The organism is Actinomadura miaoliensis, from assembly GCF_039536785.1.
GTDB lineage: Bacteria > Actinomycetota > Actinomycetes > Streptosporangiales > Streptosporangiaceae > Spirillospora > Spirillospora miaoliensis.
In genome coordinates this window covers 43,641-61,393 of sequence record NZ_BAAAZG010000002.1, presented here as the reverse complement: position 1 = coordinate 61,393, position 17,753 = coordinate 43,641, and the positions used below count along the sequence as shown (strand labels likewise).

The 17,753-nt window shown below is 72.4% G+C and carries 14 protein-coding genes; 9 read left to right on the top strand and 5 right to left on the bottom strand.

The genetic code is table 11. The features are described 5' to 3' along the window. Nucleotides 1–201: 201 nt before the first annotated feature. Complete coding sequence (locus tag ABD811_RS04645) at nucleotides 202–1,536, bottom strand: hypothetical protein (protein ID WP_344941256.1); 1,335 nt, start codon at nucleotides 1,534–1,536, stop codon at nucleotides 202–204. Between the two features lie 166 nt (nucleotides 1,537–1,702). On the opposite strand from ABD811_RS04645, the gene ABD811_RS04640 reads away from it, so the two are divergent. Beyond that, the gene (locus tag ABD811_RS04640; protein ID WP_344941253.1) at nucleotides 1,703–2,089 is read left to right on the top strand and encodes a YchJ family protein; all 387 of its coding nucleotides are present in this window, start codon (nucleotides 1,703–1,705) and stop codon (nucleotides 2,087–2,089) included. A 37-nt stretch (nucleotides 2,090–2,126) separates the two neighbouring features. On the opposite strand, the gene ABD811_RS04635 is transcribed toward ABD811_RS04640, so the two are convergent. Beyond that, nucleotides 2,127–3,305 carry a cytochrome P450 gene (locus ABD811_RS04635; protein WP_344941251.1) on the bottom strand — a complete coding sequence of 393 codons (1,179 nt, stop codon included), beginning with the start codon at nucleotides 3,303–3,305 and terminating at the stop codon, nucleotides 2,127–2,129. 203 nt (nucleotides 3,306–3,508) lie between these two features. On the opposite strand from ABD811_RS04635, the gene ABD811_RS04630 reads away from it, so the two are divergent. Further along, the gene (locus tag ABD811_RS04630; protein ID WP_344941248.1) at nucleotides 3,509–4,324 is read left to right on the top strand and encodes an SAM-dependent methyltransferase; all 816 of its coding nucleotides are present in this window, start codon (nucleotides 3,509–3,511) and stop codon (nucleotides 4,322–4,324) included. 202 nt (nucleotides 4,325–4,526) lie between these two features. Beyond that, on the top strand, nucleotides 4,527–4,946 hold the full coding sequence (locus ABD811_RS04625; RefSeq protein ID WP_344941246.1) for a hypothetical protein: 420 nt from the start codon (nucleotides 4,527–4,529) through the stop codon (nucleotides 4,944–4,946). Nucleotides 4,947–4,965: 19 nt separating this feature from the next. Here ABD811_RS04625 and ABD811_RS04620 read toward each other — a convergent pair whose 3' ends face one another. The 3 genes from ABD811_RS04620 to ABD811_RS04610 all read right to left on the bottom strand — a co-directional run bounded on the left by ABD811_RS04620 (nucleotide 4,966) and on the right by ABD811_RS04610 (nucleotide 7,950). Continuing rightward, nucleotides 4,966–6,414: a xylulokinase gene (locus ABD811_RS04620; RefSeq protein ID WP_344941243.1), complete on the bottom strand. Its 1,449-nt coding sequence runs from the start codon at nucleotides 6,412–6,414 to the stop codon at nucleotides 4,966–4,968. 16 nt (nucleotides 6,415–6,430) lie between these two features. Then, nucleotides 6,431–7,291 (bottom strand): sugar phosphate isomerase/epimerase family protein, encoded by an 861-nt coding sequence (locus tag ABD811_RS04615; protein WP_344941240.1) that lies wholly within the window; start codon nucleotides 7,289–7,291, stop codon nucleotides 6,431–6,433. A 197-nt stretch (nucleotides 7,292–7,488) separates the two neighbouring features. Continuing rightward, the gene (locus ABD811_RS04610; RefSeq protein WP_344941237.1) at nucleotides 7,489–7,950 is read right to left on the bottom strand and encodes a hypothetical protein; all 462 of its coding nucleotides are present in this window, start codon (nucleotides 7,948–7,950) and stop codon (nucleotides 7,489–7,491) included. 173 nt (nucleotides 7,951–8,123) lie between these two features. On the opposite strand from ABD811_RS04610, the gene ABD811_RS04605 reads away from it, so the two are divergent. The 6 genes from ABD811_RS04605 to ABD811_RS04580 all read left to right on the top strand — a co-directional run bounded on the left by ABD811_RS04605 (nucleotide 8,124) and on the right by ABD811_RS04580 (nucleotide 17,736). Then, entirely contained in the window at nucleotides 8,124–12,002 is a 3,879-nt protein-coding gene (locus ABD811_RS04605; protein WP_344941234.1) for an nSTAND1 domain-containing NTPase, read from the top strand. 96 nt (nucleotides 12,003–12,098) lie between these two features. Further along, the gene (locus ABD811_RS04600; RefSeq protein ID WP_344941231.1) at nucleotides 12,099–14,165 is read left to right on the top strand and encodes a phosphocholine-specific phospholipase C; all 2,067 of its coding nucleotides are present in this window, start codon (nucleotides 12,099–12,101) and stop codon (nucleotides 14,163–14,165) included. A 136-nt stretch (nucleotides 14,166–14,301) separates the two neighbouring features. Next, nucleotides 14,302–15,207: an ABC transporter ATP-binding protein gene (locus tag ABD811_RS04595; RefSeq protein ID WP_344941228.1), complete on the top strand. Its 906-nt coding sequence runs from the start codon at nucleotides 14,302–14,304 to the stop codon at nucleotides 15,205–15,207. Nucleotide 15,208: 1 nt separating this feature from the next. After that, nucleotides 15,209–15,949, top strand: coding sequence for an ABC transporter permease (locus tag ABD811_RS04590; RefSeq protein ID WP_344941224.1), 741 nt, complete (start codon nucleotides 15,209–15,211; stop codon nucleotides 15,947–15,949). A 13-nt stretch (nucleotides 15,950–15,962) separates the two neighbouring features. Then, entirely contained in the window at nucleotides 15,963–17,117 is a 1,155-nt protein-coding gene (locus tag ABD811_RS04585) for a sensor histidine kinase (RefSeq protein ID WP_344941221.1), read from the top strand. Beyond that, nucleotides 17,110–17,736, top strand: a complete 627-nt coding sequence (locus tag ABD811_RS04580; RefSeq protein ID WP_344941219.1) for a response regulator — start codon at nucleotides 17,110–17,112, stop codon at nucleotides 17,734–17,736. The genes ABD811_RS04585 and ABD811_RS04580 overlap by 8 nt, the downstream gene beginning before the upstream one ends. Nucleotides 17,737–17,753 lie beyond the last annotated feature (17 nt).

Sequence of the window (17,753 nt, the reverse complement as noted above, 5' to 3'; positions counted from 1 at the left end):
ATTTCCGGGCTCGTCGTGCTCGTCGGCAGCGCGGCCACAGGCTCCCTGCTCGATTCGGGGCTTCCTGCTGCCGTGCCCTGGCTCGTCCTGGCGGCGGTCCCTGTGGCGAGCCTGGTGCTGCTGCCCCGGCGCCAACGCGGGCCGGTCTAGCAGCTTGTGGGCCGCGCCCCCCGCAGGCACGGCCCACAAGTCCTCGGGGAACTACTGCGGGGGCGTCGCGTACACCATGCGGCCGTAGCGGTGCTCGGAGACCGACCAGATGGTGCCGAGGGCCGGCGTGTCCTGCGTCCCCGACGGCCAGTGGGACAGGTCCTCCACGCCTATGGCGGCGGGCTGCGTCCTGTCCACACGCAACGTGCCCGTTGTGGACGTCACCGGTGTCGTCGTGTGGAGCTCACCCAGGTCGTCCTGGCCGGACACGTTCTGGCCGTGGCTCTGGCTGATGTACCAGCGCCCGCCGAACCGCGTGGCGCCCTGCACGTTGGAGACCGGCAGGTTGTAGGCGGCGTCGGCGTTCCAGTACCCGCTGAGCCGCTGCTCCCCGTCGAGCGTGGCGTCGGCGATCTTCCAGGTGAACACGCGGCCGATGGCGCCGTCGCAGTACTCGCCCGCGAGCAGGTGGTCGACACCGCTGCGGTCCAGGCCCGCGAACGAGAACTTCGGCGCCACGGCGCTCGTCGTGCAGGGCGTTCCGCTGTCGGGCACCGAGTGCTGCCACACCGTCACCTCCGGCATGACGTAGCGGTACCCGTAGCCGTAGAAGACGCCGTCGATGCGGCCGACCTTGCTCTTGTCGGTCACGTTGCCCTTGCTGCCCGCGGCCGTCAGGTCGTAGATGTGGCGCATGTCGAAGACGCGGAAGCCGCGCCCGGTGTCCGCCACGTAGAGGAAGTTGCCGTACCAGACGATCCCGCCCGCGTGCAGGGAGTTGCCCTCGCCCGCGGTCTGGTCGGTGCGGACGCTGGTGTAGCTGGCGTTGCCGGCGGAGTTCTCGTACGGGTGGGCGAGCAGGACGTGCCGGTAGCGTCCGGTGCTCGGGTCGATGAAGGTGACCCGCACGCCCTTCTGCGAGTTGCCCGTGGGAGCGCTGCCCGCGAAGTACCAGCTGACCAGGACGGGCTGGTTGGAGGTGCCCCACTTCTGGTCGGCCTGCGCGTCGGCCACGGTCGTGACGCCCTGGGGGATCCAGTCGGTGGTGCCGTTGTCGCCGTCCTCGAAGCACAGGCTCTTGGACACCGAGACCGTCTTGTCGCTGTCGGCGTCGGTGACGGCGGCCGGCTCGCACGCGGCCCCGTTCCGTACGCCGCCCGTGCGGTTGGCCTCCGCCATGATGTCGCCGACGCCCACGTTGGGCAGGTCGGCGTCGAGCCTGGAGACGGTGGACTTCAGATACTCGGCGTTGGACGCGACCTGCAACCTGAAGTTGGACAGGTCCAGCGGGGCCGCCGACGCCGCCGGGACGTCCACGGCCACGACCGCGGTGACTCCCAGCACGAGCGTCGAGACGGTGGACAGCACTCTCCGGCGCCACGTCATCGGGTCTCCTCCCGGTCGACTCCTGGCCGCCCCCCCGACGTGCTCAACGTGACACAGAATCCGCCGCCCGCCTATTCCGAAATGTTGTTGCGTAAATCACAGGTGGTCCGCGTTTTGCCGGTACCACCGTTTTCGGACGCCCGCTATCCGGCCCCAGAATGGGTGTATGGGGAAACGTCGGGCGTGTCCGTGCGGGTCGTCGATGCCGTACGCGCAGTGTTGCGGACGGCTGCACGAAGGCGCCGCACAGGCCGAGACGGCTGAGCAGCTCATGCGGTCCCGTTACAGTGCCTTCGCCCTGGGGGAAACGGACTATCTCCTCAGGAGCTGGCATCCCGCGACGCGGCCGCCGCAACTAGAACTCGACCCCGGTCTTCGCTGGCAGCGCCTGGAGATCCTGAGCGTCGCCGACGGCGGGCCGTCCGACCGCAAGGGCACGGTGGAGTTCCGCGCCCACTACGTGCAGGGCGGGCAGGCGGGCGAACTGCACGAGGTCAGCCGGTTCGTCCGGCACGACGACGCGTGGGTCTACGTCCAGGGCAAGGTGCTCTAGCCGTTGCCGTAGCCCCGGCTCCAGCCGTAGCTCTGGTCTAGCGGCGGGCCGTGATGCGGGTCGGCAGGGACGCGAAGCCGCGGTCGTTGGAGGAGTGGACGCGCTTCACGGCGGCTGTGTCGATCTCGTAGTCGGCGATGACGTCGACCAGTTCCCGCAGGGCGATGCGGGCCTCCAGGCGGCCCAGGTTGGCGCCCAGGCAGTGGTGGCGGCCGTTGCCGAACGCGAGGGACGGCCCCGTGTCCCGGTCCAGGTCGAAGCGGTCGGGGTCGGCGAACACCTGCGGGTCGCGGTTGGCCGACCCCACCAGCAGGAGGATGCGCGCGTCCGCCGGGATCTTCACGCCGTGCAGCTCCACGGCCTCGGTGGTGGTGCGGGCCAGGGCCTGCGTGGGCGGGTCCCAGCGCAGGGTCTCCTCGATCCAGTCCTCGACGCGTCCGGCGAAGGCGCGGGCGCGTTCGTCCGGGTGCTTCCAGGCGGCGTGCCAGGCGTTGCCGAGCAGCAGCATCGTGGTCTCGATGCCCGCGCCGACCAGCAGGATCAGCACCCCGACGATCTCCTCGGGGGTGAGCCGGTCGTCGCCCTCGGCGGCGTCCAGCAGGCCCGACAGCAGGTCGTCGCGGCGCTCGCGGGCGCGTTCGACCGTCAGCTCGGTGTAGTAGCCGACGAGCGCGCCGATGGCCTGCAGCGCCTCGGGGGGCAGGTCGGTGGACTCCTCGTCCCGGTACATGATCGCCATGCCGAGGTCGCGCAGCCGGTCGCGGTCGGCCTCGGGCACGCCGACCAGCTCGGAGATCACGTCGGTGGGGAAGCGGCCGGCGAACTCCATCAGGTCGAAGGCGTCGCCGTCCAGCAGCGGTTCCAGGTGCGCGCGGGCGATCTCGCGCAGCCGCGGTTCGAGGGCCTGGACGCGGCGCTGGGTGAAGGCGCGGGAGACCAGGCCGCGCATGCGGGTGTGCTTGGGCGGGTCCATGGCGACGAACGAGAAGAACCGCTCCGCGTCCGGCCCCCAGAACGCGGGCTCGATGCGCAGGCCGTTGCGGCTGGAGAAGCGGTCGGAGTCGCGCAGCGCCGCGAGGATGTCGGCGTGCCGGGACAGCGCCCAGAAGTCGTCCTGCTCGTTGCGGTAGACGGGCGCCTCGTCGCGCAGGCGCGCGTAGACCGGGTAGGGGTCCTCCTGCACGTCGAAGTCGTACGGGCTGTAGAAGAGGTCCATCGCCTACGCCTTCCGGCTCGCCGCACCGTCGCAACGAAGCCGATCATGTCCTGATTTGTACGGACACGCCACCTGTTTGCGTACAAGTTTCATGTTTGAGACAAGTCCGACGCTTCGGTCGGCGCGCGTCCCGGCAGAATGGGACGCGCCTACCCGGCGCCCGCACGCGGCGCTCCAGGCGAACGGGGCGAAACGAGGTCAGCGTGGACAACGAGCAGGCACCCCTGGGGATCGATCCGACCAAGGCGCATCCCAGCCGCAGGTACAACTACTGGCTCGGCGGCAAGGACAACTTCGCCGCCGACCGGGCGTCCGCGGAGATGGTCGCCTCCGGGTTCCCCACGGTACGCCTGGCCGCCCTGGAGAACCGGCGGTTCCTCAGGCGCGCGGTGTCGTACCTGGCCGCCGAGCGCGGCATCAGGCAGTTCCTGGACATCGGCACGGGTCTGCCGTCGGCGGGCAACGTCCACGAGGTCGCCCAGGCGATCGACCCCGGCGCGCGGATCGTCTACGTCGACAACGACCCCATCGTGCTCGTGCACGCCCGCGCGCTGCTCACCAGCGCTCCCGAGGGCGCGACCGCCTACCTGGAGGCGGACCTCCGCGACCCCGACGGGATCATGACGCATCCGGAACTGCACGCCACCCTGGACATGTCGCGGCCGGTGGCGCTGATGCTCGTCGCGATCATGCACTTCCTGCCCGACGACGAGGACCCCTACGGCATCCTCGCCCGGCTGCTGGAACCGCTCCCGCCGGGCAGCCACGTCGTGATCACGCACGCGACCGGCGACCATCTGACGCCCGAGCAGTACGCCGAGGCCGTCGCGGCCAACGAACGCAGCGGAGTGCCGTTCCGGCTGCGTTCCCGGGACGAGTTCGCCCGCTTCTTCACCGGACTCGAACTGCTGCCGCCCGGCATCACCTCGATCGTCGAGTGGCGTCCCGATGACGCGCCGGACGCGCGTTCGCCCGTCGACAAGGTCTCCATGTACGGCGGCGTGGCCCATATCCCCTGATCCGCCCCGAACCGCCTCCGAACCGCCCTTGCGCCGCGCATCGGAAATGTTGGCGCGGGCTTGGTTGGGAATTCGCAGCCCTTCCGCAAGCGTGGGAAACAGAGCCGCGCGCATGACGCCACGCGCATGAGCCGCGCACCTGAGCCATGCACACACCAAGCCACGGGCACGAGCCACGTGCACGACGGAAGGGGAGGGCACCATGAAGGCGAGGCAACGGGTTTACGCGCTCGGCGCGGCCGCGGCCGCGCTGCTGGTCACCGCGCCGGTGGCGGCCGCCGACACCATCGCGCACGACGTCATCCGGGCCGACTCGGCCACGGTGTTGAAGGGCGGGCGGAATGTGGCGGTGAAGGTGACGTACACCTGCACCAAGGGGAACACCCTCAGCGTCGCCGTCGCGCAAAGCGGCGATCAGTTGCCACGGAGGGTCGCCGCGGGGAAAGGCCCCGCCACATGCGATAAGAAGCTCTACACCGTCGAGGTGACGGCCAAGCCCATCGGGACCTTCGTAGGGTGGCAGAAGAAGACGCAGGCGACCGTCGGAGCCGTCATCAGCCAGGCCACCGACGGAAAGGCGCAGCTTCGCGCCAAGGACTCCAGGAGCATGTTCCTTCGATGAGCCCCGGGGGCGCGGCGGCTCAGGGTGAGCGCACCCCCGCCAGGCTCTCGGCGTGGTCGCGGTAGCGGCGGTAGGGGCCCTGGTACTGCTCGGCGCGGCCGGTGGGGGCGACGACGGCGTCGGTGGTGACGGGTGGCGGGGGCATGGGAAGTCCCGCGGCTGACGCGGCGAGCATGGCCGCCCCCACGGCCGACGCGCTGCGCACCCCTACGGGACGCAGGGGGATTCCCAACACGTCGGCGAGCAGCGCACGGAAGCCGGGGGTGGCGATTCCGCCCCCGACGAGACGTGCGTGTTCCAGCGGTGCCCCGGGGACGGACGGCAGTTCCTCCAGGGCGTGCCGGATCGCGAACGCCACCCCCTCGACGGCGGCCTGGGCCAGGGACGCGCGGTCGCTGGCGAGATCCAGGCCGAGCCATGCGCCACGAGCCTGGGCGTTGAGCACGGGGGAACGTTCACCGGTCAGGTACGGAACGAACGTCACCCCGCCCGCGCCCGGGGGGCCGTCCGCCGCCGCGTACAACTCCTCCCAGCTCAGGCCAAGCACGCGTCGTGCCCAGCCCAGGGCGAGCCCCGCGTTCTGCACGGCCGCCATCGCGTACCACCGGTTGTCCTCCGCCGCGGAGCGGTACAGGTGCGTACGCGGGTGCGGAGTGACGACGGGGTCGTGGACGGGACGAACGATCTGCGCGCCCGTCCCCACGGAAATCTGCAGGTCCCCCGGGTCGGTGAGCCCGGTGGCCAGCAGAGCCGCCGCCGTGTCCGCCGCACCGACCGCTACGGGAACACCCGCGTCGACGCCCGAGAGCCCACCGCCCGAAAGCCCTCCGGCCCGTTCGCCGGAGGGACGTACGGGCGGCAGCAACGCGGCGTCCAGGCCGACCCCCGTGACGACGTCCTCCGCCCAACGGTCACCGGGGACGTCCCACAGCAGCGTGGCCGAGGCGTCGGACGGGTCCGTGGCGAACGCCCCGCCGGTGAGGCGATGACGCAACCAGTCCTTGGGAAGCAGGGCCGCACGCGCCCGCTCGTAGGCGGCGGGCTCGTTCCGCCGCACCCACAGCAGCAGCGGCCCCGCCATGCCGGGGGCCAGCGGGTTCGCGAGCTTGTGCCGGAGCGGATCCGGTAGCTCCTCCCACGCGGACACTTCGGACGTGGCGCGGGAATCGGCCCACAGCAGCGCGGGCCGTACGGGCGAACCGTCCTCGTCGGCGAGCACCAGGCCGTGCATCTGCCCGTCCAGGCCGACGCCGGCGACCTCCAGCGCGCCGGACGACAGCACCTCCCCCAGCGCCGCGACGACCGCGTCCCACCAGTCCTCGGGGCGCGTCTCCGCCTGCCCCGGGGCCGGGCTGCGCACGGGATACTCGCGGGCCGCCTCGGCGTGGACCACGCCGTCCAGCCCGAGCGCCACCACCTTGACGCCGCTCGTGCCGAGGTCGACGCCGACCAGGACGGGAACGCCCATGGAACAGCCCGCGCCCTCAGCCCCGCGCCGCCGCCAGGCCCGAGGCGATGAACTCGCGGGCGTGCCGGGCCAGGTCGGCGCCGTCCTGCCACAGGTTCCGCCAGACGGCCAGGTCGTTGGACAGGGCGGGGGACACCACCGCCGACGAGAAGCTCTCGAACGTGATCACGCCGTCGTAGCCGGAGCGGGCCAGCGCGGCGAAGAACTGCGGGAAGTCGACGGTGCCGGTGCCGAGGTAGCCGCGGTGGCTCTCGCCGATGTGCACGTAGCCGAGCCGCGCCCCGCACGTCTCGACCGGGGCGGCGAAGTCGGGTTCCTCGATGTTCATGTGGTAGGTGTCCAGGTGCACCACCACGTTGTCGGCGCCGACCTCGTCGATCAGCTCCAGCGCCTGCTCGGCGGTGTTGAGGATGTTGCTCTCGTACCGGTTGACGACCTCCAGGCCGAGCGTGATGCCGTCGGCCGCCGCCTTCTCGGCCAGGCGCGCCAGCCCGTCCACGCAGTTGCGGCGCCCCTGCGGGGTGGCCGGCCCGGGGTACTTGCCGAGCGCCGAGTAGATGACGCCGCCCAGGTATCCGGCGCCCACGCCGCGGGCGAGCGACAGCGCGTCGTCCAGCAGCTCGGCGCCGCGCCGCGCGACCTCGGGGTCGGGGCTGGAGATGTCGGCGTCGAAACGCAGGCCGAGCGAGCACGCCACCTCAAGACCGTGCTCGTCCAGCAGCCGCCGTGTCATGCCGGTGTCGACGGAGGACGGCACCGGCACCGAAAGCTCGATCAGGTCGAACCCGGCGCGCGCCGTCTCGGCGATCGCGCGCCGCGCCTCGTCCTCGTCCCAGCCGCCCGTCCACACCAGCGCGTGCACGCCCAGCTTGTTCATGTCGCTCCCCCCTCACTCCCGGCTTTCATGCGGCGGCCACGGCGCCCGCGGCGACGAGCGCGTTCGCCGTGGGCGCCGTGACGCGCCGGTCGCCCACCCTACGACGAGAAGGCGGAGGCGCCGCAGGTTCCCCTCCGCCGGGGGCGGAGGGGAACCTGCGTGTCAGGGGGAGGGGAGGTCGTCAGCCGCCGCGACCGTCAGCGGCGGCGGAGGTAGACGTACTCGTAGCCCTGGTTGCCGTTCCACCAGTCGCTTGTACGCCAAGCCGACCAGCGGCCCGGGGTGCAGCTCCTGACCTTCACCCGGGTGCGGACGGAGTGCCGGTCCCAGCTGTAGCCGATCGCTCCGCGCGCCACGGCGCACCTGCCGTCGGCGCGGGTGTCCTTGACCCGCAGGTAGATGAAGGTCTGCTGCGTGCCCGGCATGTCCCGCCGGCACTCGTAGTACTCCATCCGGGCACCCCTGATCGGATCCGGGTTGCCCTTCCAGCAGTTCTCCCGGAGTGCGGTCGTCGTGCGGGCGGGGCCGGCGGCGGTGGACGTGGTGGAGGACACGGTGGAGACGGTGGCCGCGGGGGCGTCGGACGGCGGGGCGAGGGCCACCAGTCCGGTGCCCAGGGCCGCGCCCGCCACGACGCGGGCGGCAGTGGAGAGCTTCATGGCTGTTTCTCCTTTTGAAGGTTTTTTGTCGGTGACCGGATATGCTCCCGGGTGCTGTGACCGGTCTTTCTTGGATCGGTTCTAACGGCTGAAAGTTGTCCGGTGTCGGTGAGTGGACACCGGACAACAGCCGCCGGACAATGGGCGCAGCGACGTGACCATGTGGGGTGGCGATGCCTCGTCCTGAACGGCCGCTGGACGATGACGGCGGGGTGGTGACGCGATTCGCCGCGGATCTGCGTCTGCTGCGGGCGAAAGCGGGTTCCCCGCCCTATCGCGAGCTGGCGCGGCGGGCGCATTACTCGGCGTCCACGCTGGCAGACGCGGCGTCCGGACGTAGATTGCCCAGTTTGACGGTCACGCTCGCATATGTCCAGGCTTGCGAGGGTGACACCGCGGAATGGGAGGAGCGGTGGCGGCGGGCGGCCGCGGAACTGGCGGCCGACAATTCCGACGAGCCCGACGAATCCGCAGATTCACGGTCCATCACATCCGGGCCCGCCGGTGATCCGGAAAGAATCCCCTATGCGGGTCTTTCGGCCTTTCAGCCGGAGGATTGTGAATGGTTCTTCGGCCGGGAGCGCCTCACCGACGATCTGGTCCGCCGCGTCCGTTCGCGGCGGTTTCTGGCCATGTTCGGGGCGTCCGGCTCGGGGAAGTCCTCGCTGCTGCGCGCCGGGCTGCTGGCACGGATCCGCGCCGAGACGGAGGCGGCCGGCGCCGCGTGGCCCACCGTGCTGCTGACCCCCGGCCCGCATCCCCTGGACGAGTGCGCCGTGTCGCTGGCGGGGCTCGGCGGCGGCTCGGCGCCCGCGCTGCGCAAGGAGCTGGCCGTGGACGAGCGCGCGCTGCACCTGGCGGTGCTGGAGGCGCTGGCCGGGCACCCCGCGGACGTCGACCTGCTGCTGGTGGTCGACCAGTTCGAGGAGGTCTTCACGCTGTGCGCCGACGACTCCGAGCGCGCCCGGACCATCGCCGCCCTGCTCGCCGCCGTCCACGCCCCCAACAGCCGCACCCGGGTGGTCCTCGGCGTCCGCGCCGACTTCTACGCCCGCTGCTCCCAGCATCCGGACCTGGTGGAGGCGTTGAGGGACGCCCAGGTGCCGGTGGGGCCGATGACGACCGACGAGCTGCGCCGGGCGATCACCCAGCCCGCCGTCCGGGCCGGATGCGTCGTCGAGGGCGCCCTGCTGGCCCGGGTGATCGCCGACGCGGGCGGCCAGGCCAACGCGCTGCCGCTGGTGTCGCACGCGCTGCGCGAGACGTGGCGCCGACGCCGCGGCAACACCCTCACCCTGGCCGGCTACGAGGCCGCCGGAGGCATCCGGCACGCCCTGTCCCGCACCGCCGAGGCCGTCCACACCGGCCTGACCGCCGAGCAGCGGCGGCTGGCCCGCGGCGTCTTCCTGCGCCTGGTCGCCCTCGGCGACGGCACCGGGGACACCAAGCGGCGCGTCCACCGCGACGAGCTGGGCGCCGGGCGCCCCGACGTCGACGCGGTGCTGGACGCGCTGGCCCGCGCCCGGCTGGTCACGCTGGACGCCGACACCGTCGAGATCACGCACGAGGCGTTGCTGGACGCCTGGCCGCGCCTGCGCCGCTGGCGCGACGAGGACCGCGCCGACCTGCTCACCCACCAGCGGCTGGCGGAGGCCGCCCTCGCCTGGGACCGCGAGAACCGCGACCCGGGCCTGCTGTACCGGGGCAGCCGCCTGGCCGCCGCCACCGAGTGGGCCGACCGGCACCGCGACGACGTCCTGCTCGGCGACCGCCTGCGCGACTTCCTCGCCGACTCGGCCCGGCACGAACGGCGCGCCGCCGTCGTGCGCCGCGCCGCCGTCGCCGCGCTGGCCGCGCTGGCGCTGCTCGCCTCGGTGACCGCCGCCGTCGCCGTCCAGCAGCGCTCGGCGGCCAGGACCGAACGCGACCGGGCCACCGCCGAGCGGATCATGACCGCGGCGGACCACGTCGCGAACACCGACCCGTCGCTCGCCGCCCGGCTCGACCTGGCCGCCTACCGCCTGCGCCCCACCAGGCTGGCGCGCACCGACCTGCTCGACACGCAGAACATTGCCCTGTCCAGGCCGCTGACCGGGCACACCCAGGCGGTCTACGCGGTCGCCTACAGCCCGGACGGCCGCACCCTGGCCACGGCCGGGGTCGACACCACCATCCGCCTGTGGGACACCTCCGACCCGGCACGTCCCCGCCCGCTGGGGCCGCCGCTGACCGGGCACTCCAGCTCGGTCAACTGGCTGCAGTTCAGCCCCGACGGCCGGACCCTCGCCAGCGCCGGCCGCGACCGTACGGCGCGGCTGTGGGACGTGTCGGACCCCGCTCGTCCCAAGGCGCTGGGGCAGCCCCTAACCGGCCACACCGGCTACGCGTTCTCGGTGTCGTTCAGCGGCGACGGCGGCACCCTCGTCACCGCCGGGTACGACCGGACGGTGCGGCTGTGGGACGTCCGCGACCCCGCCCGTGCCAAGCCCCTCGGCGAGCCGCTCACCGGCCACACCGACTCGGTCGCGTCCGCGGCGTTCAGCCGTGACGGCCGCACGGTCGCCAGCGCGGGCCACGACCACACGATCCGGCTGTGGAACGTCACCGACCGCGCGCACCCCACCCTGTGGAGGCCGCCCCTCACCGGCCACCGTGAGGACGTGTACGCGGTCGCGTTCTCCCCCGACGGCCGCACCCTCGCCAGCGTCGGCGACGACCGCACGGTGCGGTTGTGGGACGTCTCTGACCCCGCCCGTGCCAGGCCCCTCGGCAGGCCGCTGACCGGTCACACCGACACGATCCTCGCCGTGAACTTCAGCCCCGACGGCCGGACCCTCGTCACCGGCGGCGCCGACCACACCCTCCGCCTGTGGGACGTGTCCGACCCGGCCCGGCCGGGACGCCTGGGGCCGCCCCTGGTCGGCCACACCGGTTTCGTCGTCTGGGCCGTGTTCAGCCCCGACGGCCGCTGGCTGGCCAGCGCGGGCAACGACCGCACCGTGCGGCTGTGGAACCTGCCGCAGACCGCCCTGACGGGCCACACCGGCACCATCAACGCGGTGGCCTACGCACGCGACGGCCGCACCATCGCCACGGCCTCCGACGACCGCACCGTACGGCTCTGGGACCCCCGGTCCCGCCGACCCTGGGGGCCGCCCCTGACCGCGCACACCGACGACGTCACACGCGCGGTGTTCACCCCTGACAGCCGCATACTCGCCACCGCCGGCCGCGACCGTACGGCGCGGTTGTGGGACGTGTCCGATCCCGCCCGTCCACGCCCGCTGGCGTCGATCCCCATCGGGGACGCAGCCGCCGCCGACGCGCTGGCGTTCCACCCCAGCGGACGCGTCCTGGTGACCGGAGGGCGCGACTTCACGCTCAGGCTGTGGGACGTGTCCGACCCCTCGCACCCCACGAGGCTGGGGCAGCCCCTCACCGGGCACATCAGCAAGCTGCACTGGGCCGCGTTCAGCCCCGACGGACGCACCCTCGCCGGCAGCAGTTCCGACGACAAGGTGCGGTTGTGGGACGTCCACGACCCGGCACGCCCCCGCGCGTTGCCGCCCATCGTCACCGGCGACAAGGGCGGGATCCTGTGGGGCGCCTTCTCCTCCGACGGCGGGCTCCTGGCCACGGCGGGCGCCGGTCACGCCGTCCAGTTGTGGAACGTGCGCGACCCCGCACGTCCCGTCGCGCCGGGGCACCCCCTGACCGGGCACAGCCTGCCCGTGCGCTGGGTGGGGTTCGGCCCGGACGGCCGCACCCTGGCCAGCGCCGGCGACGACGGCACGGTGCGGCTGTGGAACGTCTCCGTCCCGTCCCGCGCCTACCCGTCCGGCAACCCCCTGACCGGGGGCCACACCGGCGCCCTCGACAGCGCCGCCTACAGCCACGACGGCCGCACCATGGCCACCGCCGGGGACGACCGCGTCCTGCGCGTGTGGTCCACCGACCTTGACCAGGCGATCAACCGGATCTGCGCCACCACCGACGGGTCCTCGTTGCGCAAGTGGTCGCGGCGTTTCTCCCTCCCCGCCGCCTGCGGCTGAACCACCCGCGCGGCATCGGGCACCGTTCGCGGCCCGGACACCGGCGGGCCGCCCACGCGTCCGGCGGCCGTCATCGCGGCGCTGGAGAAAGCTCCCATGAACACCGACACTCGTGGCGGCGGCATCGGCCGCCGCCGGTTCCTGCGGGGCGGCGCGGTCGTGGGCGGCGGCGCGCTGGCGAGTTCCCTGCTGCCGCCGTCCGTGCACGCGGCGCTCGCCCTGCCCGTACGCCCCGGCGGGCTGAAGGCCATCGAGCACGTGGTCTTCCTCATGCAGGAGAACCGCTCGTTCGACCACTACTTCGGACGGCTGCGCGGCGTGCGCGGCTTCTCCGACCGCAACGCGCTCCGGCTTCCCGGCGGCGGCTCGGTGTTCGAGCAGCCCTCGGCGGGCGGCGGCACGGTGCTGCCGTTCTCCCTGCGCGAGGCGGCCCGGACGGCGGGCCGGGACCCGCAGTGGATGGGCGACCTGCCGCACGGCTGGCCGGACGGGCAGGCCGCGCACGCCGACGGCTGGAACAACGGCTGGATCGGGGCCAAGACCCCGGCGACCATGACGTACCTGGAACGCTCCGACATCCCGTTGCAGTACGAGCTCGCCGACACGTTCACCATCTGCGACGCCTACCACTGCTCGGTGTTCAGCTCCACCAGCCCGAACCGCAACTACTTCGTCTCCGGGTACACCGGCTTCGAGGCGGACGGCTCGCGCGCGGTCACCAACGCCGCCTACTCCGACGCGCACCCCGGCTACACGTGGACGACGTACGCCGAGCTGCTGGAGAAGGCCGGGGTGTCCTGGCAGGTCTACCAGGAGTGGGACAACTTCACCGACAACAACATCGAGTTCTTCGCCTCGTTCAAGCGCATCGCCGCCAAGGTGATCCCGTCCCGGTACAAGTCCATCGAGTCGTTCTACGGCGCCGTGCAGGGCGCGGACGCCGCCGCCCGCGAGCGCCTCCTCGAGGACCTGGACGCCAAGGTCGCGGCCCTGCCCGCCGCCGAGCGCCGCCTGTTCGAACGGGCGCTGCGCCGCCACGAGCCCGGCAGCCTGGCCGCCCGCTTCCGCGCCGACGTGGCGGCCGGGCGGCTGCCCAAGGTGTCGTACCTGGTGCCGGCGTCGGTCGACTCCGAGCACCCCGGGGCGTCGTCGCCGATCCAGAGCGCTCGCATCACCTACGACATCCTCGACGCCCTCGCGTCCCACCCGGAGGTGTGGTCGTCCACGGCGCTGTTCATCACCTACGACGAGAACGACGGCCTGTTCGACCACGTGCCGCCGCCGATCCCGCCGTCCTCGGCCGCCGACGAGTTCACCGGCGGCAAGCCGATCGGGCTGGGCTTCCGCGTCCCGATGATCGTGGTGTCGCCGTGGTCGGTGGGCGGGTTCGTCAACTCGCAGGTGTTCGACCACTCGTCGCTGGTGCGGTTCACCGAACGCTGGCTGGGCGTGCGCGCGCCGCACATCAGCGACTGGCGCCGTACCGTGGCGGGCGACCTGACCTCGGCGTTCGACTTCCGTTCCGCCGGACGCCCGCCGAAGCTGACCCGGCCCGGCGACGTTCCGCCGTTCACCGGCCGCTGGCGTCCGACCCCGCCCGCCGACCAGCGCATGCCGTCGCAGGAGCCGGGCACCCGCCCCGCCCGCCCCCTGCCGTACCAGCCGGAGGCGTCGGCGCGTGTCACGGGCCGGACGCTGCGCGTCGACCTCGCCAACCGCGGATCGGAGAGCGTGCACTTCGCCCTCTACCCGTACGCGGGCGAGTTCCCGAACCCCCGGCACTTCGACGTGTCGCGCACCGAACGCGCCGACATCCCCCTCAACGGCGACGCCTACGACCTGACGCTCATCGGCCCGAACGGCTTCCGCCGCGAATTCGCCGGAAGTGTGCGCGACACCGCCGAGGTGACGTCGACGCCCGGCGCCGACCTGCGCATCACCCTCCGCAATACCGGCCGCACCGCCCTGACCTTCCGGCTCGCGGCCCTGGCCTACGGCAACCGCCGCCGTGAGATCACCGTCCCCGCCGGTCAGAGCCGCACCGTCAACTGGCACACCCGCCGGGGCTGGTACGACGTCGAGATCACGATCCGCGGGGAGAAGACCTTCCGCCGCCGCCTGATGGGCCACGTCGAGAACGGCCGCCCCAGCGTCTCCGGCTGACGGTGAACAGGCGGGGCCGGGCAGGCCGGCCCCGCGCCGCCGCCGTGGTCGTACGGCGGCATCAACCGATCGGCTGATGGCGGGACGAGCGCCTCGGGCGATGTGGGCGGGCACCGCCCGAGGCGATCCTCGGACCATGCCCATCATCGAAGTCAACGGCCTGCGCAAGGCCTACGGCGGCCGTCCCGTGGTGGACGACGTCACGTTCGCCGTCGAGGAGGGGGAGATCTTCGGGATCCTCGGCCCGAACGGCGCCGGCAAGACCACCACCGTCGAATGCGTGGAGGGCCTGCGCGAACCCGACGCCGGCGCCGTCCGCGTCGCCGGCCTCGATCCGCGCACCGACCGCGACCAGCTCACCCGCACCCTCGGCGTGCAGCTCCAGGAGAGCGAACTCCAGGAGAAGCTGACCGTGCGGGAGGCCCTGGAGCTCTACGGCGCCTTCTACCCGGACCCGGCCGACTGGCGCGGACTCGCCGAACGCCTCGGCCTCACCGGCAAGCTCACCACCCGATTCGGCAGGCTGTCCGGCGGCCAGAAGCAGCGCCTGTTCATCGCCCTCGCCCTCATCGGCCGCCCCAGGGTCGTCGTGCTGGACGAGCTGACCACCGGTCTCGACCCGCGCGCCCGCCGCGACACCTGGAAGCTGATCGAGGAAGTCCGCGACTCCGGCGTCACCGTCCTGCTCGTCACGCACTTCATGGAGGAGGCCCAGCGGCTCTGCGACCGGATCGCGGTGTTCAAGCAGGGCCGGGTCGCCGCGCTCGACACCCCGTCCGGCCTGATCCGCCGCAGCTCCGGCGGCACCGTGATCTCGTTCGCGCCGTCCCGGCCCCTGGACGACGGCGACCTGGCCGGCCTGCCCGAGGCCGCCACCATCGAACGCCGGAACGGCCACCTCACCATCCACGGCACCGACACGACCGTCAACGCGGTCATCTCCCTGCTCGCCCGCCACCAGATCACCGCCCGCCAGCTCCGGGTCACCGACTCCACGCTGGACGACGCCTTCCTCGAACTCACCGAAGACCGGGAGAACTGACGTGTCCGTGTCCACCGCCGTCCTCAAGGCGGAACTGCGGCTCTTCGGCCGCGAGCCGTTCACCCTGTTCTGGATCGTCGTCTTCCCCAGCGTCCTGCTGACGATCCTCGGCCTGATCCCGTCGTTCCGGGACCCGGACCCCGAGCTCGGCGGGGGCCGGGTCATCGACCTGTACGTCCCGGTCAACGTGCTGCTCGCCATGATCATGGCCGGGATCCAGGCGCTGCCGCCCGTCCTGTCCGGCTACCGCGAACGCGGCATCCTGCGCCGCATGTCCACCACCCCCGTACGGCCCGCCGCGCTGCTGACCGCGCAGATCGTCCTGCACTTCGCGGCGGCCCTGGGCTCGTCGCTGCTGGTGGTCGCGGTCGGCCGGCTGGCGTTCGACGTGGCGTTGCCCGGTCACCTTCCCGGCTACCTGCTGGCGCTCCTCCTCGGCGCCCTCGGCGCGCTCGCCATGGGCGCCGCGGTCACCGCGGTCACGCCCACCACCAAGGCCACCACCGTCGTCGGCTCGCTCGCCGTCTTCCCGATGATGTTCGTCGCCGGTGTCTGGGTCCCCGTCCAGACCATGCCCGAGCTGCTGCGTCACATCGTCGAGTACTTCCCGTTCGGCGCCGCGTCCCAGGCCCTCCACCAGGCCGCCGACGGCGCCTGGCCTGACTGGACGCACCTCGGCGTCACCGCCGCCTGGGCCGCCGTCCTGATCGCGGCCGCGGTGCGCTGGTTCCGCTGGGAATAGGAAAATACTCGCGATGGCGACGATCCAGGAGCAGTGGGAACGGTTCTACCGGTGGGGACCGTTCGGCCTGCTGTCCCTCGCGACCTTCCTGGCACTGCTCGTCCGGGAACTCGTCATGTCGCCGGGGGAGCAGCGGACGGCCGCGCCCCTCATCCTCACCGCGGTGGCCCTCCAGATCTTCCACGTCGCCGAGAAGATCCCGGGCCACATCTACTTCTGGACCCGTACCGTCCTCGCCTTCGCCCTGTCCTGGCTGAACCCCTTCTACAGCGTTTACGCCGTACTCGGGTACTTCGACGCCCCTCGCTACCTGACCCGCCGCTGGGCCCGCGCCGGATCGTTCGCCACGGCGGTCACCATGGCCGGGGCCCAGGCGGGCGGGCTGCCGCCGGAGAGTCCAGGCCACCTGGCGGCCTTCGGCGGCCTCCTCGTCCTGAACTCCGGGCTCGTCTTCGTCATCGGCGGCATCGCCGACAGAGAGACCGAGCAGGCCCGCGTCCAGGCGGAGACCATCACCGAACTCGAACGGACCAACGCCCGTCTGGAACAGGCCCTCGCCGAGAACGCCGCCCTCCAGGCCCAGCTCATCGTCCAGGCCCGTGAAGCCGGCGTCGCCGACGAACGCCGCCGCCTGGCCGCCGAGATCCACGACACCATCGCCCAGGGCCTGACGGGCATCATCACCCAACTCCAGGCCGCCGAGGAGAGCGAGCACGTCCGCCGCGCCACCGACCTCGCCCGGGAGAGCCTCCGCGAGGCCCGCCGCTCCGTCCAGGACCTCGCGCCCACCCAACTGGAGCACGACACGCTCCCCGACGCCCTCAAGAAGATCACCGATGGCAGGGCCGACCTCACCGTCACCGGAAGGGAGGAACCCCTGCACGACGAGCTGGAGGCCACCCTCCTGCGCATCGCCCAGGAGGCCCTCGCCAACGCCACCCGCCACGCGCACGCGAACCGCATCGGCGTGACCCTCTCCTACATGGACGACGAGGTGACGCTCGACATCCGCGACGACGGCCGGGGCTTCACCCGCCCCTCGCGCGGCTTCGGCCTGACCGCCATGCGGGAACGCGCCGAACGCGTCGCCGGCTCCCTGGAGATCGAGTCCGAACCCGGCCGGGGCACGGCCGTCTCCGTCCGCGTACCGTTGATCCGCCATGGCTGACATCACCGTGCTGATCGTCGACGACCACCCTGTGGTCCGGGACGGGCTGCGCGGCATGTTCGCCGCGACCACCGGCTTCCGCGTTCTGGGCGAGGCCGCCGACGGCCGTCAGGCCGTGGCGCTCGCCGAACGGCTCCGCCCCGACGTCGTCCTGATGGACCTGCGGATGCCCGGCGGAGGCGGCGTGGAGGCCATCACCGAGCTCACCCGCCGCGGCCTGCCCTGCAAGGTCCTCGTCCTCACCACCTACGACACCGACACCGACACGATCCCGGCGATCGAGGCCGGCGCCACCGGCTACCTCCTCAAGGACGCCCCCCGCGACGACCTCTTCAACGCCGTGCGCGCCGCCGCCGAAGGCCGCACCGTGCTGTCCCCGGCCATCGCCTCCCGCCTGGTCTCCCGCGTGCGGGAACCCCGCAGCGAGTCCCTGACCACCCGCGAACTGGAGATCCTGCGCCTGGTGGCCCGAGGCACCAGCAACCGGGAGATCGCGGCGGAACTGTTCATCAGCGAGGCCACGGTCAAGACGCACCTCACCCACATCTACGCGAAGCTGGACGTCAAAGACCGAGCCGCGGCGGTGGCCGTCGCCTACGACCGGCATCTGCTGCCCTGACACGCTGTCGCGGCGAC

What these genes read in the sequence shown, in the direction of transcription:
- ABD811_RS04645 (WP_344941256.1), bottom strand. Translation starts at nt 1,536, where the DNA reads ATGACGTGGCGCCGGAGAGTGCTGTCCACCGTCTCGACGCTCGTGCTG.
- ABD811_RS04640 (WP_344941253.1), top strand. Translation starts at nt 1,703, where the DNA reads ATGGGGAAACGTCGGGCGTGTCCGTGCGGGTCGTCGATGCCGTACGCG.
- ABD811_RS04635 (WP_344941251.1), bottom strand. Translation starts at nt 3,305, where the DNA reads ATGGACCTCTTCTACAGCCCGTACGACTTCGACGTGCAGGAGGACCCC.
- ABD811_RS04625 (WP_344941246.1), top strand. Translation starts at nt 4,527, where the DNA reads ATGAAGGCGAGGCAACGGGTTTACGCGCTCGGCGCGGCCGCGGCCGCG.
- ABD811_RS04620 (WP_344941243.1), bottom strand. Translation starts at nt 6,414, where the DNA reads ATGGGCGTTCCCGTCCTGGTCGGCGTCGACCTCGGCACGAGCGGCGTC.
- ABD811_RS04615 (WP_344941240.1), bottom strand. Translation starts at nt 7,291, where the DNA reads ATGAACAAGCTGGGCGTGCACGCGCTGGTGTGGACGGGCGGCTGGGAC.
- ABD811_RS04610 (WP_344941237.1), bottom strand. Translation starts at nt 7,950, where the DNA reads ATGAAGCTCTCCACTGCCGCCCGCGTCGTGGCGGGCGCGGCCCTGGGC.
- ABD811_RS04605 (WP_344941234.1), top strand. Translation starts at nt 8,124, where the DNA reads ATGCCTCGTCCTGAACGGCCGCTGGACGATGACGGCGGGGTGGTGACG.
- ABD811_RS04600 (WP_344941231.1), top strand. Translation starts at nt 12,099, where the DNA reads ATGAACACCGACACTCGTGGCGGCGGCATCGGCCGCCGCCGGTTCCTG.
- ABD811_RS04595 (WP_344941228.1), top strand. Translation starts at nt 14,302, where the DNA reads ATGCCCATCATCGAAGTCAACGGCCTGCGCAAGGCCTACGGCGGCCGT.
- ABD811_RS04585 (WP_344941221.1), top strand. Translation starts at nt 15,963, where the DNA reads ATGGCGACGATCCAGGAGCAGTGGGAACGGTTCTACCGGTGGGGACCG.
- ABD811_RS04580 (WP_344941219.1), top strand. Translation starts at nt 17,110, where the DNA reads ATGGCTGACATCACCGTGCTGATCGTCGACGACCACCCTGTGGTCCGG.